Source organism: Pseudoalteromonas sp. SG41-1, assembly GCF_014164575.1.
GTDB lineage: Bacteria > Pseudomonadota > Gammaproteobacteria > Enterobacterales > Alteromonadaceae > Pseudoalteromonas > Pseudoalteromonas rhizosphaerae.
The window spans coordinates 22,668-48,872 of sequence record NZ_JACJFL010000027.1; the positions used below are offsets into that span (position 1 = coordinate 22,668).

The window sequence follows — 26,205 nt, forward strand, 5'->3', positions numbered from 1 at the left end:
CCGCGATTGAAGCGCCCCTAGATAGAGCTAATTTGAATCATGAAAGATCAACACTCCCTAGTAAGAAATCAGGTATGTTTTCCAATCAAAACTAGCTAATGCTTGCGTCAAATTAATATCAACATTTTTATCAGTTAATAAAACTTGTAAATTATCTACTGAGCATGCACTAAATAAAATTTTCCTGACTATGTAAAGTAGCTGATTTATTTCGTTAAGCTTGGCTTCTTTTATGCCATTTAAGTCATTACAGCTCATCAATAAAGTACATATTCGACTATCATAACCCCACAATTTCATTACATAAGCAGAGACACTTTGATAATGAGCTAAATCATCCGTGTTGATACCTTCATCATAGCTTTGCGCTAGACTTTGATCCCCGCAAAGCAAAATAACCTTACCGACAAAGCTAAGTATTGCGACAGAAAAAAGTAATTCTTGGTTTTTTCGATTAAACCCAGCATGCTCAGCAAATGTTTTTACACAGCCTGCGTAATTAGACGCTATTTCAAGCTGTCTTTCGTGCACACGAGTAGGTAATACATTACCTACTGCTTGCGACATTGCTAAAGAAGTAACAATCGCTAATAACATAGTGGAGCCAATCCTAGATACGGCTTCATCTATAGAAGATGTTTGTCGCTGAAAACCAAGATAAGCTGAATTAGCAATTTGAAGTAATTTAGCTGTAATAACAGGCTCTTGAGAGACTATGGTGGTTATTTGATGTAAGTTATAATCATCGCTACTCAATACTATTTGTAACTTTTGGAGAAATATAGGACAAACAGGAAAACTCATCATCGCCCCTAACTGACGACGAACATGTTTTTCAAATGGTAAACTCTTTAGCTCGGCAACATTATTTAATAAATTACTAATGTCTGCACCGCTAAAAGGCTTACTTAAATACGCATGCACTAAATTAGGTTGACGCATTATTGTTGTGTTTGTCATATCCCCAGTTAGTAATGCTCTTACCGGATACGGATACCTAGCAACACATAATTCAAGCACATCCAAACCATTCATATGAGGCATCAAGTAATCACTAATTACTAAATCCACATCGGGGTTGTCTTGTAATAATTGCCAAAACTCATCTAATTCATTGGCAACAAGTACTATTGTGTTAGGAAATGTGCGAATAATTGTCCGCTGTAAAGCTTTCAGTAACAGCGCATCATCATCTAACAATACCACGGTCACTGATGTCATATAGTAATTATCTTGTTAGTTGATTGTATAAATGCGCAGAAATCATCTTCTTCAAGTGGTACTGAAAAGTAGAAACCTTGCACATAATCACAACCTAATGTCTTTAATTTAGAACACTGAAAGGGCGTTTCTACACCTTCAGCGATCACTTTAAGTTTTAGCTCATGGGCCATACGAATAATATTACGCACTAGGCTCTGCATACCAATTGATGAATCGAGATCTGTAATTAGTACTTTGTCTAACTTAAGTGCATCAACCGCCAGTTTAGATAAGTAAGCAAGTGACGAATAGCCAACACCAAAATCATCAATTAAAATCTCAAAACCATGAGATCTTAATTCTGAGAGTTGCTGTTGACATCCAGCAATATCCTCAACTAGGTATGTTTCAGTCAATTCAAAATGAAGTTGTGATGAGAGTAAGTGATGTTTTTTTACACATTCAAGAACAAAATCAACAAAACCTTTGTCTTCTTTTAGCTGCCTACCAGATACATTAATTGCCAGAGGGCAAGACTCAATCCCCTCTTTCATCCAACGGCTAAGTGCTTCGCAACTTTTTTCAATCACCCATCGCCCCAATTCAATGATCTGGCCATCACATTCTGCTATTGGAATAAACTGAGCAGGTGACACCCAGCCATATTTTTTTGGCTCATACCATCGGACTAAGACCTCAGCACCGGCAACTTTTTGAGACGATAAATCAATTTTAGGCTGAAAACGTAGTGTTAATTGTTCTTCAGAAATAGCAGTAAGCAGCATTCTGCTCAGCTCAAACTCTTTTTTATAATCAGCTACTAAATCTGGGTCAAACCTAGTTATAGTGCGGTGTTGTTTAACTATCTGATGCCCCATATTGAGACGCATTTGATTGATAAGTTCTTTCCCGGAAATACCATCTTCTGGCACAAAACCATAAACACCGTATAAATTCAAATCTGTTGTAGCACGAGTTAAACAAAGTAACTCATTGAATTTTTTTATTATTTTTTCCATATAGATTAATAGCTGCGTGTCATTCATAATTCTTGGGATCAATAAAACAAACCTGTCCATATTAAAGTGGCATAGTTTTATTTCATCAGTGAGCGCACCTTCGATCGCATTAACTATATCGTGTATCAGACTGTAAATTTCATGGTGATTAAGTAAATTATTCAATAATGAGAATTGTAAGACCCCTAAATAAACGACAGTACAAGGTCGAGAATTTAGCTCAAAAGAAGTGACTAACTCACAAAATTCATGTTCAGCCATCAGGCTTGACTTTTTAAACCTGAGTTCATTTTTCGGACAAGCTCCCCCAAAAGAAAGCTTGAGAAGATGAGCAAATTGATCCGATAGGTATCGCTCTATTATTATTTCCTTTTCTTCACCCGTTGCAGACACATCGAAATAATTAAGAAACAGTGTTGGACTTTCCTCTGCAAAAAAAGCATCGATAACATCTGTTTTTAACGTCGCAGATAACTCAGAGACATTTCTGCCTTGAAGTTGTTCGATGTTATGGATAACTTTTTTTGCATAACCATTATAGCGACCGATTACTCCTTTATCAGTAACTTCAATCAAGGGAGAAACACTACCCAAAAGTATCTGGTCTCGTGTTTTTTGAAAATGATATTTTGAAAATTCAACCAGTGCTTGATGAATATTTGTTAATAAATCATCATCACTCCACGGCTTTTCCAAAAAACGGAAGGCTACACCTTGATTGAGTAATTCAACGACTGATTTAAAGTCTGCATAGCCACTAAGTACCAAGTTAACGGTAGTAGGCCATTTTTGTTTCACTTCAAGTAAAAACTCAGCGCCATCCATAACCGGCATTCTGAAGTCGGTAACTATGACTGCTACACGATTAGTACTCAAATATTCAAGAGCATCTGCTGCACTTGATGCTGTTGCAACATCAAAACCCGATCGAACAAACAGTCGCTTAAGCGATCGTAAAACATTCAATTCATCATCAACCAGAAGAATAGTGTTTATCATTATTTGCTACCTCTGCATCAACGGCTACTTATTAACTAATTTATTAACAATATTTATTAATTCATCGCTAGTAAACGGCTTGCAAAGATAACCATGCGCACCAACTACAATCGTATTCTTTAACTCTTCTTCGTGTACCCCTGATATAACAAGAATTTTAACATCTGAAAATCTTTCCTGCGCACGAATCATACGAATAACTTCTAACCCACTTATACCAGGCATACGTAAATCAACCGTTATCAGATCAGGGTTCTTTTGTTGCAATAAAAGCCCTGCTTCAAAGCCACTGGCAGCTTCAATAGTACTAAAATTTTGTTTTTTTAAGGTTCGCTTGATACTTGAACGAACATTGACCTCGTCATCAATAATTAGTACTTGTTTCTGCAAAGATAAGCTATCCGATATTGGCATGTTCTGCTTCTTAAGGAAGTTTATAAAATCAGAAACTTGAACACGATAATTGCCCCGTCCAGGTAATTTATGACCAACTAATTCACCGGATGCAATCCAGCGACTAACGGTTCTTTGGTGTACATCGCAGTAGCGGGCTATCTCACTTGGCTTTAACGTTTTTAACATCACACAACAACTTAGTATCAATCTATTTAAATCGTAGCACAGCTTTATTACTATTGCGACAAATGAGACAGAAGGGCTATTAATGCTATACAAGTAGAGCCTGACATTAAAATTGGTACACCCAAAGACAACAACAGGCGCACTTTGCAACTTGAATATTAAGGTAACTTAAACATCTAACTAAATGCCGCTGGCTGAATATTTCATCGGCAACGTATTGGACAGAAACATGACGAGATATTAAGCTCAACAAGGACACCAACAGTATTTATGAATATTAAAAAAGGTTGAAAATGTTTTCGATTGAAACTAAGTGCATCCAGAATAAAAAAAATAAAGAGTGCGAACATCAATTAACACAAAAAGTATCTGCGATTATTCGTTTAGTGGTATCTAGCGCTGACATAATAATAGGAGCTGTTCTTATTTTTTTTGGTGCTTATAGACGATTAAATAAGTACATAATGCAAGAATTACAACTTGCACACATTCCTTTAACAACAGAATTTCATTTTCGCGACGTAAGCTACTTCGATATTTATAAAAATAGAAAGTAACTTAATTATATTTGGTAAATACTATGAAAAATAATGAACAGCTATTAGAAAGGATTCATCAACTGGAAATGAAAAATAAAGCTCTAGAGCAAGCAGGGGCTTTTAATACGCTAATATTAAATGGCCTAGAAGCAATATTAGCAAGCTCAAATACTGATGAGTTATTTAAAGATTTTTTCTCTATATTACAACGAACAATATCTTTTTCAGCAGCAGTATTAGTAAAATATAATCCTAATACTGAATCCTACTCTATGCTAAAAGCATCAAAGGAAAATGCAGAGAAAGTATTACCTGAATTAATCGCTATTTTGTCGATACAGCCCAACATAAAAAATATATTTGAGTTACGTAAACTCACTAAGTGGCAAATAGATGACCTTTTTTGGCAACAACAACACTCACTATTAACTGCGCCAGTAACAACAAATAAAAAACAATATCAATTATTTGTTTTTTCTGAGAAACAAGGTGCTTTTAATCAAAAAGACGTGAGTTTACTTCAGCAATTTATTAGCTTCACTGGTAATACAATTTCACAATTTGAACAAAAAAGTCTACAGCAAAGGCAGCAAAACATAGAGCAAACGTTAATCAACTCAGAAAAAATGGCTTCATTAGGACAAATGGCCGCAGGCGTTGCTCATGAAATAAACAACCCATTAAGCTACGTTATCAGTAACATTCAGAACTTAGCCCATAATATACAGCAGCACACTAATTTGATTAAAGATTTAGTAAAACCGCAATTTCAAAGTACACGCGCTATCAACGAACGGCTAGAACACTATCAATTTGATGAATTAACACAAGATACCAGTGATATTTTAAGTGAAATGAAAGAAGGTGCGAATAGAGTCAAAGAAATAGTTCAGAGCCTAAAACTGTTTGCTCATCCAAATCAAACAAAAATAGATGATATCAACCTCACTAGTTTGTTAGAAAACACTCTACGAGTTGCTTGGAATCAAATAAAATACAATGCAACAATTGAAAGATACTATTGCGCAGATGAAATAAAGCTCATAGGTCGTACAACCCAGCTTTACCAAGTATTTCTAAATATTTTTATCAATGCTGCGCAGTCGCTAAGTAATTCTGTAGGAATGATAGCTGTAACCACAACACAAGACTCTTACAATGCTTATATAACAATTAGTGATAATGGTTGTGGGATCCCAGCTGATAAGCTAAGTAGTATTTTTGATCCTTTTTTCACAACTAAACCAATAGGTAAAGGGACTGGATTAGGTCTGGCTATTTCAAGAGCTATTATAGAACAGCATAATGGAAAAATTTCGGTACAAAGCAAACCAGGAGAAGGCACTGTTTTTAGTATTACACTTCCTAAAAACTCAGATTTAAATGATGAAGAATTAACCATAATAGCATTAAAGGAAAAAAATGATGACTAAACTTTATTCTTTAGCGGATTTTTCAACTGTATAATAATCGACATAAATAATGACTCAACCTTTGCCAGATAATAGATAGTTAATCTAATGGTGGAAATTCAATTAATATAGTAGACCCCACATCAATAGCTGACTCAATATATATTTTACAATTATGCTTTTGTACAACTTGTAAAACCATTGACATACCCATTCCGGTTCCAGTACCGACAGGCTTAGTTGTATAAAATGGGTCATAAACTTTGTTTTTTATATCATCACTCATTCCGCAGCCAGTATCAGTTACTTTTAAAACAGTCTTATTGTTTAACTCACTCACTGACACATTGATCTGAGCTGTTCGTTCACTATCGGGAATAAACGATTGAATAGCATTAAGAAGAATATTGACTAATAACTGATTTAATTCGTTCGGTGTAAATAAAACGGACGAGTTATACGTAAAATCAAGTTCTACATTAATATCTTTAAGTAATGGCTTTAGCAATTTTAAGTTTAATTCTATAGCATCTTGCAATTTAACCTCAACCTGATGCTGGCTATCATTACGGGCAAAAAATAACAGGTTTTTTGTTATGTCTCTAATTCTAATTAACCCCTCATTAATATCTGAAACTAATTCAGGTAAATCATCTTGAATGACAAGTAGTTGCTCCTTATCTTCGGATAACGAAATACTGGAGCGATTTAATGCATCAATCATATTTCTACTATACAAATAAAGTGTATCAACATTACTCATTACAAATGCCAGTGGATTATTAACTTCATGAGCGACGCCTGCCGCTAACGATCCTAATGTGGCCAACTTTTCTTGTTGTAACATTGACTGCTGTTGTGATTTTATTTGCGTTATTTGCTGCTCAAGTAACTTATTCTTTTCGTATAGCTGCCGCGAGCTATCTTCAAGCAACTGCTCGACCTCCCTTCTTGCTTTTTTTTCGCGTAGATAAGCAACATAATAAGCATCGCTAGATTCACTCATCAGCAACCTCAATATGCAAAATACACTGCTGGGCGCCTTTGTGCATACACACAGCGTGCGTAATATTAATAGCTTGATCGAAGTATTCAGCAGCACCGAATAATAAACCTTCTGCACATAAGCAAAGTTTACGCGGCGAATTGTAATTCATTTCGATGTGACCAGGGCGGCTAATACGACATGATATAGTCGGCAGTGATGGGTCTTGATATAACTTATTTACTTCAAGATGAATAACATCATGGATCCCCATAACCAATGACGTAAAATCAGTAAAGCGCTCGACTACATCAAGGTGTCTATCAGCGAGTCCTTTAAATAAAAATTGACCAAATGCCTTCACTACATCTTGCAATGGCATATTGAGTCTCAGCGCAACACCATTAGCCATTGCAAATAACTCACCAGCGTCATAATTTTTTGCCGACACGTAAACGCGCCCCTCAGGTGTATGTGATTGTAATAGCTCATTCCATACCTCCATACCTAGTTGCTCTACAACCATGTCTTCTAACACATTAAAAATTATGCCTTTCATTACCCGCCTCCATCATTTAAAAACATTAGCTTTAGCCAGCTCAGTATTACCTTTGAAAGGAAGTACTTGTGTTTCACTCTAAAGTTTATTTTTGCTTTTTAAACGTAAATTCAAAGCAACTGCCTTTGCCTAATTCACTACTCACATTAACCTGACCGTGATGTTCCTGAACCGTTGCGTATACTTCAGAGAGTCCAAGCCCAGTACCTTGGCCTATATCTTTCGTAGTAAAAAAGGGATCAAAAATACGCACTAAATCTTCAGGGCTAATACCAGATCCTGTATCGGTTATTGTAAGTAGCACATCTTTACTTTCATTATAGGCACAACTAATACTTAATAAACCCATTGGCTGCATTGCATACAACGCATTTACAATAATATTAAACAACAACTGTCTAATTGCACTGGGTTTTGCCCAAAAAGTTATAGCTTCATCAGGTAGTGAGACGGATGTTTTGGCTTTATATTTTATTTCGTTTTCAAGTACCACCAAGGCAGAATCAATTTCTGCACATAAATTAACCTCAGCCCAATTTTCATCATCTTGTATTGCAAAGTCACGTAATCCACTTACTATTTTTCGAACTCGCTCTGTGCCATCTAAAGACTCGTTAAGCAGTTCTGGGAGATCTTCATTAATGAACGCAATACCGTTTTTTTCATAAACATCTTCAAGTAACGCAATAAACCTAGGCTCAGCTTGCTTTAAAATGATTTTTTTTTGCGTTTCATTGGTCTTCATTAATTTTTGCGAGTAATCTTTTAGCGTTTCTAAATTTGAGCGCACAAAACCAATAGGATTATTAATTTCATGTGCAACCCCCGCAGCAAGCTGACCAATAGAAGCCATTTTTTCGGATTGCAACATTTGCCTTTGTGCAATTTTAAGCTCTTGATGTAGTTTTTTTAGCTGCTGATGCTCAGACTCCAACTCATTTTTCAAATCAGTTTGCTGCATAAAATAACTAGCCTCTGCTGTTACATCTGTTACAACAATACACACATGGCTCACTTCTCCATCACAAGCAGTAATCGGCATAAATTGAACATTTTGATACATTTGAGACTCATCACCGGTAATAGGTCGAGTGCTTCTCATCGGAAATACATGTGGCCGTTGTTGCCAGTAACTGAAGCTAGAGTTTTTGAGTACAAATACACTGTCTATTTTTCGCCTTAAAAAACGCGCTTGCTCAGAGAACACAGTGAGCAGGTTCTCACCTATAAGGTGGTCATTTCTTGCAGTTAAACCGCCAGAAAATGCAGGATTAGCAAAGGTAATCACACAGTTTACATCAATAATGCAAGCTCCTATGGGGATTTGCCTTATTACTCGCTCAAACTCCGCTTTTTCCATTACTCCTCCAAGAGAGCACGGATAGGAATGAGTGCTTGTTCTATAGACCCTTCACTGAGTCCAATTAACACGCGAGCATCAAATTTCATATGCTCAATCTTAAAATCCACTTCAATAATTAACACAGAGGACCATTCAATATTTTGTGTTGCTTTATCTGGATAATAAAAGGCAGGCATATTTAACTGAGTAGATAACTCAAGTTGACTAGTAAAACCCTGCAAACAGGCAGCCGAGATTATATTTGTAACCTCCAATACAAGTTCCTCAGTAGCCGCTTGATCTAATGGTAAGTCAAAATCCATTATATCAGCCAGTGCTGAACATCCATCTTTTTGTATGCCAGTAATCACTTCACCTCGAATTGTTCCGACAAAAGATTGCCTTGCAAACCAGCTACTTTTAAAATTATCGAGAACTTCTTGAAATGCCGCAGGCGACAACGCCTCAATGGCTGGCACCGACAACGCAACCTTTGTTTGGATCAGCCGAGCAAGTGCATCTGCAGCTTGCCCCATAGATATATTCATTATTTCTTGTAAGGCATCTCGCTCCTCTTCGCTAATAGTAATCATAACAACCCAACCTCTTGTAATGTATTACTAAGCTCCTCGGCAGATATTGGCTTTTTCAAAAACCTAAACGCTCCCAAAGAATTAACTAATGCCTGCGCCTCTGGTTGAATATCAGCACTAATTACAATTACGATTGTTTTTTTATGCTCATCATGCAGTTCCTTTAAAACCTCATACCCATTCATTTGCGGCATTTGTAAATCTAGAAATAACACCTCAGCCAGACCATTATTCACAGCCTCTAAAGCCTCGATTCCATTTTTAGCTTCATGTATCTCTACATCCCAATCTTCTGGCAAGACCCTTCTAATAGTTTTGCGTGACAGCGCTGAATCATCTGCAATTGTTATCGGTATCGCCATTACAATCTCTCTTGTATTAACATTAATGTCTTATCTGTCTCATACTAGATGGGTTTTATACTTTCTGCAAAAAAACAACTCACTTTTGTCTGCGCTCGCGAAAGTTTTACGATACTAAAATTTGAAAAGATATGTTTACTTTCTATAAAATCACTCACAACGCTGAAAACATTTAATAATTAAAAATTGTTTATACTTTAAACATATACTAGATTAAAAATGACAAAGTATTTGAATAGACAATAAATATGCATGAAATACAAGAAATCGCGGAGTTGACAAATAAGCCTGCAAATATCTTATGCTTAGACGACGAACCAGGAGTACTAAAATCACTTACTAGACTGTTAAGGCAATATAATTTCACCTCAACAGTTTGTAGCGAGGGTGAAGAAGCATTAAAGAAAATGGCAGAGACAGAGTTTGATGTCATCATAAGCGACATGCGCATGCCAAAAATGAATGGTGCTCAGTTTTTAGCAAAAGCAAGAGAGACAGCCCCAGACACGCAACGCATACTACTTACTGGTTTTTCTGACTTGGAATCTACTGTGAAAGCAGTAAATGAAGGCGGTATTCATGCATATATCAACAAACCATGGCAGAATGATCAACTAATAAGCATAATAAAGTCAGCAGTAGAGAAATACCGTTTAAAGAAACAAAATATAATTCTTCAAGCCCATGTAGAAAAACAAAACTCGCAATTAAAAGATTTAAATGACTCACTTGAAGAGTTAGTTGAGAAACGAACTAAACAGATTAAACAGGTCTTACAACAGCTAAAAGTTGCCAATACAAATGAAAAAAATGAACACCGCGCAACCTTCGAGCTGCTCTATAATTTCATTAATGCCAATCCATATTTAGATGGCACCAAAGCGCAGAACATTGCCAATACCTGTACGCAAATAGCAAAACAGTTGCAGCTACCGCCAAAAAATATAGAAATGGCGGCAATGGCTGGTTACTTAGCTCAGATAGGGCTGTTAGCAATGGATCCCGCACTTTATGAAAAACCCGTGCATGCGCTTAATGAACAGCAACGCAAAAGTTATTATACGCATCCAAGTACAGCACAATTGATGTTAATGCCTGCGACTCATCTGCATGAAGTGTCTGACGCCATTTATCACCAGTACGAACGCTATAACGGTAATGGCCTACCTAAAGGATTAAAAGGTAATGATATTCCTCTTAGTGCAATGATACTCGCGCTTGCACGTGACTATTGGGATGCATTTGAACAAAGTAATTTAAAAGATGAAGAAAAGCACCAACATGCACTCGAAACAGTAAAAATGTACAGCGGTAACTTTTACCATCCTAAATTAGTGCAAGCTTTGGAGGCTTGCCGAGTTAAATGCATTAAGCAGCAAGCAAAAGTAGGCTCGATGAAAATAATAACGGCCAAAGAGCTAGCCATCAATATGGTACTTAGCCATGCACTGCATAGTCACACGGGTATTATGTTGCTACCAAAGGGGCATATATTTAGTGCTAAATCCATTGAAAAGTTACAGCAACTAGAAGCTAAAAAACCGACTCCATTTAGAATCATGATCAAATCATTGTAAATCAGTGATCCTATTTACCCTTTCATTCGTTACAATAAGCTATTAATATTAATAGCATATATTCCATAACCGTCTATTTTGCTTTAGGAGCATTGCGTGTCGCGATTTTCAGCCGTTACCGATAACCCTCATGATCAGCGTTTTAATCAAAAAACAGGGGTTTTACTGACCAACTTAGGCAGCCCCGATGCCCCAACAGCAAGTGCATTGCGTATTTACTTACGTGAGTTTTTGTCAGACCCTCGTATCGTAGAAATACCGCGTATTGTGTGGATGATCATCCTGCATGGCATCATTTTGCGTATTCGCCCAAAACGCTCAGCTAAACTATATAAAAGTATCTGGACTGAAAATGGCTCGCCACTGACCCATATTACACGCCAGCAAAGCCTTAAATTAAATGCCTTATTAAAACAGCATGGCTATACCAATACCGAAGTGGTTATGGCGATGCGCTACGGTAATCCATCAATCGAAGCGGGCCTTGAAGAGCTCAGAGATAAAGGCTTAACCCGCATTATTGTGTTGCCACTTTACCCACAATATTCAAGCCCAACGACAGGCTCAACATTTGATGCCGTGGCGAATGTATTAAAAAAATGGCGCTGGGTGCCAGAGCTTCACTTTATAAATGGGTATCACAAAAACCCAACCTACCTAGAGTCACTCGCTAACAGCATTAGCGAAGATTTAGAAAAACACGGTATGCCACAAAAAATGGTGTTTTCGTACCACGGTATGCCTAAACAGTTTTTAGATAATGGCGATCCCTATCACTGCCTGTGCCAACAAACCACCCGTTTAGTGGTAGAAAAGCTAGGCCTAGACAAAGACAAAGTGATCACCACTTTCCAAAGCCGTTTTGGTAAAGCTGAGTGGTTAAAACCTTACACAGATGCAACCCTTGAGAGCTTACCAAGCGAAGGGATTAAAGACGTGGCTATTATCAGCCCTGCATTTAGCGCTGATTGCCTTGAGACACTTGAAGAATTAGAAGGTGAAAACCGAGAGATTTTTGAACAAGCTGGCGGTGAAAAATACCGTTATATAGCTGCGCTTAATGATAGAGACGATCATATTAACGCGTTATTTGAGGTGCTTAAACCAAGCTTATAAATTAAACTTTAACACTGCCGCGCAGCGCTTTGGTATTACCATGTTTGGTTTTCTTATCCATGCGTCTGCGCTGTGAATTACGTGTTGGCTTAGTAGCACGACGAGCACGTTCAACCTTAGTGGCTGATAAAATAAGCTGTTTTAGTCGCTTTAACGCATCTTCCCTGTTTAGCTCTTGAGTTCGATGACTTTGTGCTTTGAGAACAATCACACCTTCTTTAGTGATTCGACTATCATTGAACGCCAACAACCGCTCTTTATAAAACTCTGGTAACTTTGAGCGATTAATATCAAAGCGAAGGTGGATCGCACTGGCCACTTTATTAACATTTTGACCACCCGCTCCTTGTGAACGAATAGCTGACAGCTCGACTTCCCATTCATCGATTGTTACGGTATTTGAAATAATTAACATGAGGTTCAGCTACATCAGGCAAAAATGTAGTATATCATCTGATGTTAACAGACTAAAACCCTCTTTAATTTATAGCGGTTATCTAATTAATAGTCTTTAATGCAACTAACAATTGAATAAAGGTGCTCAACATGAAAAAAATAATTTTATCTCTTAGTTTGTTAGCAATGAGTTTTTCAAGCCTTGCGGCAGATATCACAGAAAAAGATTTACAAGGCTATATGAAAGCATTACCCGCGGTTGTTGATTGGTCACAAAGTCAAGATTCATTAAAAAGCATGGATTTGGGTAGTATGTTAGGTGGCTCTGAAGGGGGCTCGACTGCAATGGCATTAGGCGCCCTTGGTACAATCAAAGATAATGATTTATACAAAGAGTTTGCAGCCCTTACCAATAAATATGGTTTCACCCCTGAACAACTAATTACTGTGGGTTCTGAAGTCTCAATGGCTTACCTTGAAAACATCAAAGGTAATTTATCGCCAGAAAACAAAGATAAAGTAAATCAGTTAATGGGCGGTTTGCAAAGTATGGGCGGCTCGAAAAATAACAGCGCTAGTTCAATGATGGGCACACTTGGTAACTCAGCTAATGCTGCTAATACAGGTGCGCCGGTTGTTAGCGAAAGTAATTTAAAACTAATTAAAGAATATATGCCGCAACTACAAAAACTGTTTGCCAAAGTGCAATAGGTTTTTATAAAAAAGCGACCTTTGGGTCGCTTTTTTATTGGTTGTAACTCCCCCAGCTGAAACTTATACTGGCTGCAATCATTAGCGACTTTAATTATTGATTTTATGCCATTAAGTACTTTGCCGCCCGCCACAACTGATAACGACCAAAAACAACTGTGTGTATTACTTGCACTGATAATAAGTGGCTCATCGCATGGCTATGAGAACTCTGTTCAGCAGCTCACTAAACGTCTTTATAGTCACATTAAAAATGGCTATTCATTTTCTCAAGCTGAAGTCGCTAAATACACTAAACAACTCGAATCTAAAGATTTAATTTGGAAGCTCCCCTACGGACCAAACTTTCGTATATCAGTTAGCGCAGTTGCTTATGTAGCTATTAATGCGATAAAACATCAGCCAGTTTTATTGCATGCTTTCTTAACCGAAGCTACAAAAAGCTATTATTACCACGATAAAGCAGTGCACTTTCTGCACCTGCTATTTAATGATCTTGACCGCGCAAAAAGCGGAAAAAAACCGCTCCCTGGTGATTTATCACTTGAGCTTGATAGCGGCTTTGTTAATTTGCTCGCGCAATCACCATACAGCGAGCAACTGTGGCAATGCCTACCTGAGCAATGGCAACAGCTTTGCTTAGATAACTTTATCCGCGGTCAATTTTTCAATCTCACCAGTGAGCGTGCATGGCCGACTCTGATTGCCAAAGCGCTCCCAACAACAGAGCTGAGAAAACGTATTTATCTGAATGAGAATTTAGCCATATTATTACAAGAAGATAATTTTGCTGAATTGCTAGATGATAAAAGAGACCGTGTTTTAGCCACTTTTTATGAAGCAAATACCAATGCCATCAAGGGTGAGTTTATTGATATTGCTTTGATACAGTATAAAAGCGCTTTAACAGCGTTTAGAAAAAACTTTGGCAAAGGCATCTATCCGACCGAGATCACCGGATTACTTTACACTATATGCCTATTTATCAGTGCAACCGCAGCAGATATTAAACAACTAAATACCTGTCGAAAATGGTATCAAAAAAATCTTGGGGAATTAAGCCACCCAAGCCAAGCGATTGATTATTTGCTGGAAGAGGATTTAGCTAACTATCAAAACCATCGTTTAAGCAACAGCTTAAGTCATCTACTTGGTAACCCGAATGCATTAGCGCCATTATTTTGCTTATTACTGGCAATTATTAAAAACGCCACAGACGAACAGGTAAATCATCTAAGGGGTGATACTGAACTGTTAGAACAGCTCAATAGCGCAATTAATGCGCATCAACACTGGTTAGCTGAGCAATGCCAGCACTTAGTTAATTGGCTTAGCGATGACACACCATTACCCAATACTGGTTTATTACAGCACTTTACCCGCGTCCCACAATGGCAGCGTTGGCTTAATAATATTAGCCAAATTGATACGCCCACTGCGCAGCAACGAATTATATGGCAACTGGATTTAACCCATTTAGATTTACCGCTCATACAAGCCAAAGTACAGCAACTTAATGCCAAAGGCGAATGGACCAAAGGTCGTAAAGTAAACGCCCAAGAACTTGCTTATAACCAGTATCAAGATGCATTAACCAGCGCCGATCATAACTTAGTACAAGTGCTCAACAACCATGCCGGTTTTGGTTATCACGAGATACACGCAACGGCCGCGGTATTACTAGCATTAATAGGGTTTAAAGGGCTTGAAGATCACAATGGACAGCCACTTACGCTGATCAAAGGCGAGTTTGTCATTGAAATTGCACAAGACAGCAATGATTGCTATCGCCTGGTAATGCAACCGAGTATCAGCGATCCGGACTGTGACTTTTTACTTATCCACAGTCACGCAAATTGTTACCAAGTATTCGCCATTAATGACAAACAGCTCAAATTACTGCAATTATTTGAGCAACAACCCAATAATTTAACCGAAGAAAAACTGCCACAACTAAATGCCGCATTACAAGTACTGGCTAACGAGCATCATATTAGCAGCCAGCGTACCGAGTTTGCTCATATCAACAACGTACGCCAAGGCTTGTGTGAATTTGCCGCAGTGATCGCTCTTACCCAATTAGGTATCAACATTAACTTTTATGCCATGCCAAATGGCGTAGATGGCCCTTGGGTTGAGCCCGGCATTGGTGCTTTGACACTCGCACATACTGATGATGATCAAACCGACAGCATTGTTATTAAACGTGATTTAAAAGCAGAGCAAAAAGCGTTTAGAAATTTACTGAAAAATATGGCCGGATTATTTGCTGATCGGCAATCACCGCAACATAATCAAATTCAACAGCAGTTTTATTTACCTGAAGATATTAGCCAAGCAATTGAGTTACTTGAAGCTGCGCAAAAAGCACAGTCTCTGGTATTAAGTTGGGACGAAACGAGCCAAGGCATGAAAGTTGCCAAAAGCCAGCACCTTTCTCTTAACTTAAATGATGATAACGATTGGTTAAGCGTCAGTGGTAAAATCTCACTCCCTAGCGGCCAAATATACGAATTACAAACCCTGCTTAAAGCCCCGCGCCGTGGCAGCATTTTAGAGTTTTCGGAAGGCAATTCATTATTATTGGATCAGCGTTTAACTAACTTATTAAATCGCTTAGAAGGGATGCAAAATATTGATAAGCACAACCCAAGTGATGAACTACGGATTGCCAACGCGCGTGCATTGCCTTTACACCAAAGCATTGCCGACTTAGGTGATGTCACATTTGGTGACAGCTGGAAAACGCGTTTAGCTAAATTTGAGCAAACTATCGACCCTACCTTACCTGCACATTTAGTCCATATTTTACGAGACTATCAAGTAGTCGGGGTTAAATGGCTAATGCAACTGGCCAACTGGGGACTCAATGCTTGTTTAGCCGATGACATGGGGCTGGGTAAAACCTTACAAACCTTAACCGTGTTACAAATGCGCAGTAGTTTAGGTGCCAGTGTAGTGGTTGCGCCAAAATCTGTGTGTCATAACTGGCAAGTTGAAACCGAGCGATTCGCGCCGGCTTTGCATGTAAAAATCATTGAAAACGCCACTGCATGCGCTGATATTCTGGCAACGGCTGGTAAACACGATTTAGTGATCGTCAGTTATGGTTTACTGCCACTAATTGGTGAACAACTGGCGCAATTTTCTTTTGCTAATATTGTCTTTGACGAAGCACAAGCAATTAAAAACCCCTTGAGTTTAAGAGCTAAAGCCGCATTTGCACTCAATGGTCAATTTAAAATTGCCCTGTCAGGCACGCCAATCGAAAACCATTTAGGTGAACTGTGGAGCTTGTTTAACTTTTTAATGCCAGGCTTTTTACATACCCTGCCAGTATTTAAAAAGCGCTTTGGTAACGCCGATAAAAACCAACAACAAGCCGATACCCTGAAAACCCTCATTGCTCCATTTATCCTGCGTCGAACCAAACAAACGGTATTGACCGAGTTACCAGAAAAAACCGAAATAAACTTAACCTTCGCATTAAGTGAAAAAGAGCAAGCACTGTACGAAGCAACTCGTTTAAACGCACTTGAACAAGCAAATCAGGAAGACAGCCAATACATTACTATCTTGGCGTCATTAACTAAATTACGCCGCGCTTGTATTGCCCCGCAGTTGTTACTGGAAAATAGTAAGTTGCCATCGAGTAAACTCGACACTGCAGAAGCGATTATTGAAGAATTACTAGAAAACAACCACCAAGCGCTGATCTTCAGCCAATTTGTCGATGTGTTAAAACTGGTTGAAAAGCGCTTACAAAAACGCGGCATCGATTATTGTTATCTTGACGGCAGCATGAGTACTAACAAACGCAAACAACAAGTTGATAAATTTCAAGCAGGTCATGCACCACTGTTTTTGATCAGCTTAAAAGCAGGCGGCACGGGGCTTAATTTAACGGCAGCTGATTATGTACTGCATCTCGATCCGTGGTGGAATCCCGCGGTTGAACAACAAGCATCAGATCGCGCGCATCGCCTAGGGCAAACACGCCCCGTTACTGTGTACCGACTTATAGCACAAAATACCATTGAAGAAAAAATCCTGCAATTGCACGAACATAAACAAGCACTCGCAGATAAAGTACTCGCCGGCAGTGGTGATGCTGGGCAAATGTCTAAAGATCAACTACTGGCGCTGTTAAGTAACAGCGAAATGTAGCTCAGACCTGTTTATCTTTCGAGATTATTACAGTAGCCCATGTGGTTTTTAGGCAGGTCTATGTAGCGCGGTTATTCTTGGTGTGCCAAAGTAACCGCAAAGGCACTGGCATCTTCTAATGTCGAAATCATCGCTGGAGTAGGCAGACAGATATCCTGAACAAAATGCAGTACATGGGGCTGTGGCTCACCAAAAAGAATATCCAGCGCTAAGCGGTCTTTACCGTATAAACCACGGTGGATCATATTTGCCGAGAAAATTAATAAATCCCCTGCTTGCATTTCTATCACATGGCCGGTGGCTAAATCATCGCTGGTGTTGTTGTGATCAATAGCCAACCGAGTTGCCAGCTCATCAGGGGTATCCCAACGTCGATGGGTACCTGGTACTAACTCAATACCTGGCTCATCCTCAAGCGCAACCCGACAATGTATCACTTCAGGACCCGATAGCGCAGCTTGCTGCTCCGCCAAGCTTAAATGGTATTGCATATCACGATGCCAATAATTTTCTTGCTCAGGATTAACCGGATTAAAAAACAACTGGGTATTCATAAAGGCCGCTGATTCAAGTATCGAATCAACTTGAGCCATTAACTTATGGCTGGCAATAAACTTAAATAATACTAAGCGCTGGGCCTCATCTAAATAGGTATTTGCAGTTAAATAGGCACTATTAACCGCCTTGGTTTGATAAAACTGTTGATTATCTGCGATCCATTGCTGATGAAAACAATTGATCACTTCGCGCTCATGCACAAGTTCACGTTCAGTGTAAAAACCTTTTACATGAAAAAAACCATGCTGCTCAAATTGGGTATTGATCATCAAACTAATCATCCTCACATTGCAAAATTGCTTGAATAGTTTGCGCCAACTGTGGCACCACATCACGCTCAAACCAAGGGTTTTTAGTTAGCCAAATATTATTACGCGGACTCGGGTGCGGCAATGGCAAAACATCTGGCCAATACTCACGCCATGATTTTACTAACTCAGTGAGGGGTAAATGTTTTGTGTGTGGTAAATGGTACGCTTGGGCATATTTACCCAGCACTATGGTTAACTTAATATTGGGCAGTGCCGCTAAAAGCTGGGAACGCCATGCAGGTGCGCATTCTTTACGCGGCGCTAAATCGCCTGACTTACCTTTACCTGGATAACAAAAGCCCATCGGCAAAATAGCAACCTTAGTTACATCATAAAAATCGCATGGCTTAAGCCCTAACCACTCGCGCAGCCGCTTACCACTGGCATCATCAAATGGAATGCCACTTTGGTGTACTTTAAGCCCCGGCGCTTGCCCTGCAATTAAAATACGCGCACTGGGATTAAATTGCAGCACCGGACGTGCCCCAAGCGCCAGCTCAGATTCACAGATCACGCATTGACTAACTTGCTTTAACAAGGTGCTAGCCATCATCACTGCTTTGCCCTATTCGCCACAGCACACCACTTGGATCATAAATAACAAAATCAATCATTTGCCACGCTTGCAAGCTTGGCTCAGTAATTTTTATATTATATTTTTGCGCCAACCCCACATCTGTTAATTTATCATGCCATGCTGTCACATCTGCAACTAATAAGTGCATCATAAAATTTTTAGCGTGCTCTGGATTATAAAAATTTTGCAGTAAAAAACTACAGTCTCCGTGGTAAAAGTACGCCATATCTGGGGTTTCCCACGCGATTTGAAAGCCCATATGCTGATAAAACGCACAACTAAGCGCAAAATCTTTTGCTGGTACAAATGCTTTAATTTCTTCGCAACTCAAATCTGTCATTCAATTCATTTCCTTGAGTTAGTAAAATTATGATCTATTTTTGCGTTCAATTATGTTCTGACCACACTGCAAATTCATTGCCACTGGGCTCGGTAAAATGGAATCGGCAGCCCCCTGGAAAATCAAAAATTGGTTTTATAATACTCCCGCCATATTGCTCTACTTTAGCCTGTGTTTGCGCAATATTCTCGCTATAAAATACTAACAAAGCTGCGCCATGTTGCGTTAATGAGCTAAGTGGAGCTTGATAAAAACCGCCATCAAGCCCAGCTGTATCAGCACTAAATGACGTATATTCGGGGCCATAATCAATAAACTGCCAATCAAAAACCGCACTAAAAAATGCCTTAGTGACGATTAAATCTGCTGCGGCAAATTCAACATAATTAAGTTTTTTGTGTGCTGACATAGTACTCCCTAAAAAATTAATGTAACGGCTTATAGCCTTCCAATCACTAAGCATACAAGCAGTTGAAAAATTTGCGAACTTTTCAATTAAAACAGCAAATGATAAAAGCAGATCATCATTTTACTAAGTAAATATACTGAGTATTATTGCGCTGTCGTCGCGACAAACAACAAAGAAAATACGAATCACTATCTTTTCTGTATCTAGAATATATAATACCCCCTTTATTCGCCCCCATTTGGGACTTTGAGGGATCATCATGCACGCTCAATCTATCAAAAACAGCCAAACACTCTCTATAAGATCTAAATTAAGCCAAGCTTATCAAGCCCATGCTTACCGTTTTGCTGTTATCTCACGCTTTTTTGCCGCCATTGTTGGTGGTTATACCTTTACTGCCGTGTTTACCGCGTTACTGAGTATTATTTTACCGCTGAAAAAATCAGATGCTGTACTGCTTAGTATCAGCCTGACTATTTTAGTGTACAGCTGCGTGTTTATTTGGGTGTTTGCAGTTAAGTCATTACCTAAAATATGGATCACTATTTTACTAACTACTTCAGGGTGTGCTCTGATCTTATCATTACTAAAGGGTTGGCTATGAAAGAGAGTTTTTTCCGCTCCATGACCTGGATGCATACTTGGGTTGGATTATTAGTATGCTGGCTACTCTATTTAATATTTTTTGCCGGCACGGTGAGTTTTTTTCGGGACGAAATAACGCTATGGAATCAACCAGCACTGCACAATGTACAAGCGCCTGAACAGCGTGTAGCGCAACAGCGTAGCCAAATTATCAGTGGTATTAATTACCTACAAAATGCAGGCCCGGAGTCTACGCGTTGGGGAATTTACTTGCCCACAGAGCGAAAACCGCAGCTTAACTATGCTTATGAAAAGCCTCGTCCTGAAGGGAAGCGTTTTGGTGGTTGGCAAGAGCACAATATCAACCCACAAACAGGCGACGAAATAGCACAAACAAGAGACACCAGAGGTGGTAACTTTTTTTATCGACTGCATTTTGACCTACATTACATTGATGTACGCACAGCCCGTTGGATTGTCTGCTTTGCGAGCTTATTTATGTTGGTAGCGCTGATATCTGGGGTGGTGATCCACAAACGTATTTTTAAAGATATGTTTAGCTTTCGTGCCAATAAAGGCAGCCGCAGTTGGTTAGATGGTCATAATGTATCGTCAGTATTGGCGTTACCTTTTCATATTATGATCACCTATACAGGCCTAATCACGCTAATATTTATGTTATTCCCCTATCCAGCAATGACCGCATACGAAGATGGTATTCGTGGTTTATTTAACGATGTGTCACCCACTAATGTGCGCACCAAAACTAGCCCAGATAGCGCCCCATTAATAGCCATCGATACTATTTTAGATCAAGTTTATACTAACTGGCCTGATGCTGACTTAACACAAATATCAATTCGTGATCCAAATAAAGCCTCAGCCACAATTACAGTCCGTGCAGATACCGCAAGCCTAGTTCGCGACCAAACACCCACCTTATTATTTAACGGTGTAGATGGCAGCTTAATAGCTAAAACTGCTGCCCAATTAACCAATACTGAAGTGTTCTATGACTCGCTAACAGCCCTACACACAGGCCGTTTAGCTAACCCATTATTACGCTGGTTATACTTTTTATGCGGCGTAGCTGGCTGTGTAATGATAGCAACTGGCTGTATTATGTGGGCTAAGCGTATTCGCGAACGCATGAAAAAAGACCAACCTGCTACAATTGGCTTAAAGTTGGTAGAAGGGTTAAACCTTGCCACATTAATGGGCTTACCACTTGCAACCTGCGCATTTTTTATTGCCAACCGGTTACTGCCTATGACAACCCCTGAGCGCGCTGATAAAGAAATACTTGCATTCTTTGTGACTTGGCTAGCCGTTGCTTTGTTTGCGCTATTTAAACGCGCAAGGCCGCAGTGGATTTTACTCGCGTGGATAAACGGTATCGCCTGTCTCAGCGTGCCTGTTATTAATGCCCTTACCACCAATGGCAATCTAATAAGCTACTTGCTAAACGGCCAATGGGCGTTGTTTAGTTTTGATTTAATGTGCTTAATATTTGCAGCCTTATTTGTAATTCAGGCCAAAAAAATACCAACTCACACTCCGGCTAAAACACCGCAACAACGGGCGCGCCGTTCAGCAAAAACTAAGTTACAGGAGCAACCATAATGCATGAATTACTGCAATTGAGCCTATGTTTACTGGCATTTAATTGTTTTGCTTTGGCTAAATTTAATCATTACCGTGATGTATTTAAAACCCGCCCTAGCGACAAACTCAGTAAACAGTTTTTGATCGCTGCTTGGATCAGTATTTTACTAAGCTTAGTACTGAGTGTTGTACAACATAACGGCTACGGCGCTTTACTATTTTGTGGTTACATGGCGCTAAGTGTCTTAATATTAATGATTTTTTATAGCTTCAAAGCATCTTGGGTAAAAATAATGACTGCTTTAAATATCACCGTTGTAATGCTCAGTGGGCTGTTTTTAACTGTTTTTTAAGCTTAGTTAGTAAAAATATGATCTGAGCAAAAAAAAAGGCAAACTAACTTAGTTTGCCTATATCCAAATGATTTGGTTATAAATAGTAGGGGGATACTCATGTCACAAATAGCTTGATTGAAGCTATTGCCAATCAATCTATGTGGAATATGATATCCCTCTAATATGTCATATTTATTACCTAGTAATTACTTTTTAATATAAAACATATCAAACCTATTACTGTGTAGCAGTAGACCAATCTAATTGCATGTCCCACACATAACGGTTTTGTTCTTCAAGTGGTGCTTGTGAGTCGTCAACTGTTTGCAGTACATTTTTAGCTTTTAATAGTGTTGCATCGCGGCCAAATAAGTAGCTCTGCTCTTTCATGATCGTAAAGTAGGCTTTATTAAGCTTAGTTGCGCGTTCTTTAGAGGGCGTAATTAACTCATATAAATTTTTTGCCTGCTTCACTCTTTGCTTATTCACAGTGCCATCTTGATTAAACCAACGCATGAGCATTTCTTGATTTTGACGAAATTCATCCCCGCCACCAACACGTTCAAAATAAGTTAAAAACTCCCCTTGCTGCTCACCTTTATTTGGTACATCGGTCATGGCTTTTAAATCAATATAACCCCAGCCATCACGCCCTTGTACTTTTCGCGGAAATGAAAAGCTTTGATCATAAGTTGATCCCACCGTTTTATGACAGCCATTACAAAATGCCAGCTCTTGTTTATGTTGAGGCCTCAGATCACCTTGAGCATCTTCGATATAACCGTTTATAGTCCAACCAAACATATTGTTTATGCCTTTATCGCCTAGATAACGAGTTTGTGGCAGATTTTCAAAGTGCTTTTCTTTCGCTTCTTTATAATACGAGGAGGCCAGTAATTGCTTAGATTTAAAGCGATGCTTTTTCATGTAGCGGACTTCTTTCATGCGTGGTGCATTGTAGACTTGACCATCCTCATCGACACCAATGTAACGTACCGTATGTAAAAACTCAGTATCTTGTGGGTATAACTGATAACTTAACTCTATGTCTTTTGCATCCCCTACATAATTGGGCTGCTTAGTTATATTACTTACCAATGCCGATAACCTGCCATCGTTATTTAGATCCTGACCAATACGCCGCTCTGAAATATCTGGTGTACTTATCTGCGCTAAATCTTTTATCGCCATTTCAACCAGACTTAAGTTAGCGATATAAACATCCTGATTGTAGATGCCGTCACGCTCACGAAATTCTTTTCCAAGGCGGATCATTACATCACCGGTTGAACCGTTGGTTGGCCAAAAAGTACTTGGAAAAGGTTTATAGTTAAAGGCAACCCAATGGCTGCCATCTTTAGCAAAACCTTTTTCATCAAATGCCTGAGCTGGATAAGCTAAATTTTTAACTTCAGCTATTTCTCCTTGCCAATCAGGATTAGCTTTGAGTTTTTTAATAAAGCTGCCGTAATTATCTTGGTTTACCCAACTATTGATTTGATCGTCTGAAATACCCGCAATTAAATGGGTTCTATCAATGAAAAGATTCTTCCAGTGGTTTTTAAGTCCAAGATCTGAAAACTCGTACACACCTTGTAAATGCCCATCATTCATTGTATTTGGGCGATTTTTATCTTGCTTGTCTGTTTGATGGCAGGCATAACAAGGATTATTTTTGCCCTGGGTTTTGGTATAACACTGCGGTGGAATAACCGATTCCGGATTATATTCTTCATCATATTGCATATACGCAAGCGCGGGAATATCATCGCCCTCTTTATAAGGCGCTGAATATAGTGAGGTAGATGATGAGGTTTGTTGAACATACGTAACGTCGCTCATTGGCATCTCATTATCAAAACACCCAGTGAGTAAAACAACGTTCAGTAATATAAAGGGGGTTAAATACTTCATTTTTATGACTCTATTTTTTTCTAAAAAATGGGTAAACACAGGGTTTACCCACCTAAAAACGCTTTATCTAACGCTTAAATTACTTAGACTGTGGATCGTACATCCACAACGTATTGTTTTCTTGGAAGCCATCTTCACCAATAATGATACGACCATCACGCATAACAATCACATTGTCTGGTTGTGAAAGTTGTTCAACATCACAACGCTCAGCGCCAGTCAGGCTTGAACGATATGTACCGCCCATAATCACCGGTTCAATGCGAGTTAAGCTGTAACTTGTATCAATGTGCGCACGGTATACACCACCGCAGTCTTTTACTCGTCTTGATAGTTGAATATCGCCTTCGTCATCAACCATGGTGTTATCGAGATCTGAAATACCGATATACATGTACGCTTTTGTAACAACTTCATTTGCAATAACATCTTGCCCAGTGATCGCTTCGAGTACACGATCATGATTGATGCTAATACCTTCAAGCTTACGCCATTCGGCGGTAGCACCTTTCATTTTAGCCGCTTGGCGAGACTCTAAAAATGCGGCACGGTTATCCATCGGTTTGCCTGCTGTAACAGGGCTACCACCTTCGGCCTCGCTAGGGTATGTCGCTTTACCATCTGCCCATGCTTGTACATCAGCTAGTGACATATAACTTGTTTTACCGGCAACATAATCGCTGGTATTAATACCATCGTATTGTGCAATCCAGGTTTCAATATCAACATTGCTGCCACTGGCAAGCTCAACCCACTGCACATCAAAACCAGTGACAGTTGGCTCGTTTAAGCCGGCATCTTGGGTTAGTTTTGCACCATATAAAGTACCTGCGGATAAATCTTCTGGTTGGTCGGCAATAAATTTAAATAATACCCCACCGGTATCATCTTGTGATGAATATACGGTACGACGATCTGGCATAACTACCGAGTTTTCATGCTCATAACGACCAATGGTGTAATGCTTTACCACTTCTGGCGCATCGGTCATTGGTTTTTGAATTTCCGCGATATAACCATAACGGTAAGGATTTGGGAAATCAGGAGCAACAAGTGCTTCGATACCATCTGTACCTGTATCACTCGGATCATTCCATGATGCATCTGTGGTTGAGTTAACCGTTGAATTAACGATCCACTCTTCTGAAGTTAGCGGGGTGCCCCACGGAGAAACTGACCCAAAACAGTTAGCAGCCGTCCCCTTCACTGCGTCAAAGTTGATCATCATAGCATCGGTCACAGACCAAGCACCTTCTGCACTTTTTGACATTTTTAATCGGCTTACGCCACCAGGGTAAGATTCCCAGTTAGTAAAGAGGTAGCCTTCGTTTTCGCCTGCAGCAATAAAACCATTAAAATCTGGATTATTATTTTCGATGATTTTTTGATTATTATTAATACCGTAGTGCACACCTAAACCACCAGCCAGACCACTGTCACCTAACTCAGCATAAGTATCACCGGTTTGACCAAGAATTTGATATTCACCAAGCGCTGCAATCACAGTTTGGCGTTCAAACTCACTTTCTGGTACTGGCGAATTGATAATATTACGCGGTAAATTATTAAAGTTTACCCCACGTAATACGCCAACAGTGCCTCGATCAATAACTTTACCATTAACTGAATCTTTTGCCGTATTCGTGTCTGACGGATGCTGAACGTTGAAAAACAAGTCACCGCCATCACTTAAAAAAATGCCTGTGACTTCAGCCCCCGCTGGCACAGTCGCTAACCGTGTTAAGCCACTGCCACCATTTTTTCCATCAACACCATTAGCACCATCAACACCATTTGTGCCATCGCTGCCATTCGTGCCGTTAGCTCCATCCGAACCATTCACACCGTTGCTGCCATCTACACCAGCTTCACCGACAGGACCTTGTGAACCGGTCTCGCCCTGTTTTCCGTCGTCTCCGTTACACGCTGTTAATGCTAAAGTGACGGCTCCAGCAATTAAAGATAATGCTACACGCTTCATTACTTACTCCTTGAAATTGGCCTGTTAA

At 39.3% G+C, this 26,205-nt stretch carries 24 protein-coding genes; 9 read left to right on the forward strand and 15 right to left on the reverse strand.

What is annotated here, in order from left to right:
• Positions 1–57: 57 nt before the first annotated feature.
• The 3 genes from H5203_RS14485 to H5203_RS14495 are packed head-to-tail and all read right to left on the reverse strand — an operon-like array spanning position 58 to position 3,803.
• A complete protein-coding gene (locus H5203_RS14485) occupies positions 58–1,221 on the reverse strand; it encodes an HDOD domain-containing protein (RefSeq protein ID WP_182758595.1) in 1,164 nt (387 codons plus the stop codon).
• On the reverse strand, positions 1,218–3,221 hold the full coding sequence (locus H5203_RS14490; RefSeq protein ID WP_182732538.1) for an EAL domain-containing protein: 2,004 nt from the start codon (positions 3,219–3,221) through the stop codon (positions 1,218–1,220). The genes H5203_RS14485 and H5203_RS14490 overlap by 4 nt, the downstream gene beginning before the upstream one ends.
• 24 nt (positions 3,222–3,245) lie before the next feature.
• The gene (locus tag H5203_RS14495) at positions 3,246–3,803 is read right to left on the reverse strand and encodes a response regulator (protein WP_182758594.1); all 558 of its coding nucleotides are present in this window, start codon (positions 3,801–3,803) and stop codon (positions 3,246–3,248) included.
• A 293-nt stretch (positions 3,804–4,096) separates the two neighbouring features.
• On the opposite strand from H5203_RS14495, the gene H5203_RS14500 reads away from it, so the two are divergent.
• Both H5203_RS14500 and H5203_RS14505 read left to right on the forward strand, forming a co-directional pair.
• Positions 4,097–4,360 (forward strand): hypothetical protein, encoded by a 264-nt coding sequence (locus H5203_RS14500; RefSeq protein WP_182819899.1) that lies wholly within the window; start codon positions 4,097–4,099, stop codon positions 4,358–4,360.
• Positions 4,361–4,383: 23 nt separating this feature from the next.
• A complete protein-coding gene (locus H5203_RS14505; protein WP_182819900.1) occupies positions 4,384–5,775 on the forward strand; it encodes an ATP-binding protein in 1,392 nt (463 codons plus the stop codon).
• A gap of 79 nt (positions 5,776–5,854) precedes the next feature.
• Here the strand turns inward: H5203_RS14505 and H5203_RS14510 are convergent, their stop codons facing one another.
• From H5203_RS14510 to H5203_RS14530, 5 genes are all read right to left on the reverse strand, one after another.
• Positions 5,855–6,760, reverse strand: a complete 906-nt coding sequence (locus tag H5203_RS14510; RefSeq protein WP_182732127.1) for a sensor histidine kinase — start codon at positions 6,758–6,760, stop codon at positions 5,855–5,857.
• Positions 6,753–7,298 (reverse strand): heme NO-binding domain-containing protein, encoded by a 546-nt coding sequence (locus tag H5203_RS14515; RefSeq protein ID WP_145239835.1) that lies wholly within the window; start codon positions 7,296–7,298, stop codon positions 6,753–6,755. Before H5203_RS14515 ends, H5203_RS14510 begins: the two co-directional genes overlap by 8 nt.
• A gap of 85 nt (positions 7,299–7,383) precedes the next feature.
• Positions 7,384–8,658, reverse strand: a complete 1,275-nt coding sequence (locus tag H5203_RS14520; RefSeq protein WP_145239837.1) for a sensor histidine kinase — start codon at positions 8,656–8,658, stop codon at positions 7,384–7,386.
• The gene (locus H5203_RS14525) at positions 8,658–9,233 is read right to left on the reverse strand and encodes a chemotaxis protein CheC (protein ID WP_145239839.1); all 576 of its coding nucleotides are present in this window, start codon (positions 9,231–9,233) and stop codon (positions 8,658–8,660) included. Before H5203_RS14525 ends, H5203_RS14520 begins: the two co-directional genes overlap by 1 nt.
• Positions 9,230–9,595: a response regulator gene (locus H5203_RS14530; protein ID WP_145239841.1), complete on the reverse strand. Its 366-nt coding sequence runs from the start codon at positions 9,593–9,595 to the stop codon at positions 9,230–9,232. Before H5203_RS14530 ends, H5203_RS14525 begins: the two co-directional genes overlap by 4 nt.
• A 248-nt stretch (positions 9,596–9,843) precedes the next feature.
• Between H5203_RS14530 and H5203_RS14535 the strand changes: the two genes are divergently transcribed.
• Positions 9,844–11,172, forward strand: a complete 1,329-nt coding sequence (locus H5203_RS14535; protein ID WP_145239843.1) for an HD domain-containing phosphohydrolase — start codon at positions 9,844–9,846, stop codon at positions 11,170–11,172.
• A gap of 96 nt (positions 11,173–11,268) precedes the next feature.
• Complete coding sequence (gene hemH, locus H5203_RS14540) at positions 11,269–12,288, forward strand: ferrochelatase (RefSeq protein ID WP_182819901.1); 1,020 nt, start codon at positions 11,269–11,271, stop codon at positions 12,286–12,288.
• Between the two features lies 1 nt (position 12,289).
• Here the strand turns inward: hemH and arfB are convergent, their stop codons facing one another.
• A complete protein-coding gene (arfB, locus tag H5203_RS14545; RefSeq protein WP_145239847.1) occupies positions 12,290–12,703 on the reverse strand; it encodes an alternative ribosome rescue aminoacyl-tRNA hydrolase ArfB in 414 nt (137 codons plus the stop codon).
• Positions 12,704–12,834: 131 nt separating this feature from the next.
• On the opposite strand from arfB, the gene H5203_RS14550 reads away from it, so the two are divergent.
• Positions 12,835–13,395 carry a short-chain dehydrogenase gene (locus H5203_RS14550; protein WP_182735312.1) on the forward strand — a complete coding sequence of 187 codons (561 nt, stop codon included), beginning with the start codon at positions 12,835–12,837 and terminating at the stop codon, positions 13,393–13,395.
• Positions 13,396–13,500: 105 nt separating this feature from the next.
• Complete coding sequence (locus H5203_RS14555; protein ID WP_182819902.1) at positions 13,501–17,562, forward strand: DEAD/DEAH box helicase; 4,062 nt, start codon at positions 13,501–13,503, stop codon at positions 17,560–17,562.
• A 71-nt stretch (positions 17,563–17,633) separates the two neighbouring features.
• Here H5203_RS14555 and H5203_RS14560 read toward each other — a convergent pair whose 3' ends face one another.
• The 4 genes from H5203_RS14560 to H5203_RS14575 are packed head-to-tail and all read right to left on the reverse strand — an operon-like array spanning position 17,634 to position 19,757.
• On the reverse strand, positions 17,634–18,389 hold the full coding sequence (locus H5203_RS14560; RefSeq protein WP_182777287.1) for a phytanoyl-CoA dioxygenase family protein: 756 nt from the start codon (positions 18,387–18,389) through the stop codon (positions 17,634–17,636).
• 4 nt (positions 18,390–18,393) lie between these two features.
• Positions 18,394–18,984 (reverse strand): uracil-DNA glycosylase family protein, encoded by a 591-nt coding sequence (locus tag H5203_RS14565; RefSeq protein WP_182735314.1) that lies wholly within the window; start codon positions 18,982–18,984, stop codon positions 18,394–18,396.
• Positions 18,974–19,348 carry a VOC family protein gene (locus H5203_RS14570; protein WP_182735315.1) on the reverse strand — a complete coding sequence of 125 codons (375 nt, stop codon included), beginning with the start codon at positions 19,346–19,348 and terminating at the stop codon, positions 18,974–18,976. Before H5203_RS14570 ends, H5203_RS14565 begins: the two co-directional genes overlap by 11 nt.
• A gap of 46 nt (positions 19,349–19,394) precedes the next feature.
• Positions 19,395–19,757: a VOC family protein gene (locus H5203_RS14575; protein ID WP_182819903.1), complete on the reverse strand. Its 363-nt coding sequence runs from the start codon at positions 19,755–19,757 to the stop codon at positions 19,395–19,397.
• Between the two features lie 259 nt (positions 19,758–20,016).
• On the opposite strand from H5203_RS14575, the gene H5203_RS14580 reads away from it, so the two are divergent.
• The 3 genes from H5203_RS14580 to H5203_RS14590 are packed head-to-tail and all read left to right on the forward strand — an operon-like array spanning position 20,017 to position 22,300.
• The gene (locus tag H5203_RS14580) at positions 20,017–20,361 is read left to right on the forward strand and encodes a hypothetical protein (RefSeq protein ID WP_145239861.1); all 345 of its coding nucleotides are present in this window, start codon (positions 20,017–20,019) and stop codon (positions 20,359–20,361) included.
• A complete protein-coding gene (locus H5203_RS14585; RefSeq protein WP_145239863.1) occupies positions 20,358–21,965 on the forward strand; it encodes a PepSY domain-containing protein in 1,608 nt (535 codons plus the stop codon). The genes H5203_RS14580 and H5203_RS14585 overlap by 4 nt, the downstream gene beginning before the upstream one ends.
• Complete coding sequence (locus H5203_RS14590) at positions 21,965–22,300, forward strand: DUF3325 domain-containing protein (protein ID WP_145239865.1); 336 nt, start codon at positions 21,965–21,967, stop codon at positions 22,298–22,300. Before H5203_RS14585 ends, H5203_RS14590 begins: the two co-directional genes overlap by 1 nt.
• A gap of 219 nt (positions 22,301–22,519) precedes the next feature.
• Here the strand turns inward: H5203_RS14590 and H5203_RS14595 are convergent, their stop codons facing one another.
• Both H5203_RS14595 and H5203_RS14600 read right to left on the reverse strand, forming a co-directional pair.
• Entirely contained in the window at positions 22,520–24,196 is a 1,677-nt protein-coding gene (locus tag H5203_RS14595; RefSeq protein WP_182732134.1) for a hypothetical protein, read from the reverse strand.
• A gap of 79 nt (positions 24,197–24,275) precedes the next feature.
• Entirely contained in the window at positions 24,276–26,177 is a 1,902-nt protein-coding gene (locus H5203_RS14600) for an alkaline phosphatase PhoX (RefSeq protein ID WP_145239870.1), read from the reverse strand.
• Positions 26,178–26,205: the final 28 nt, after the last annotated feature.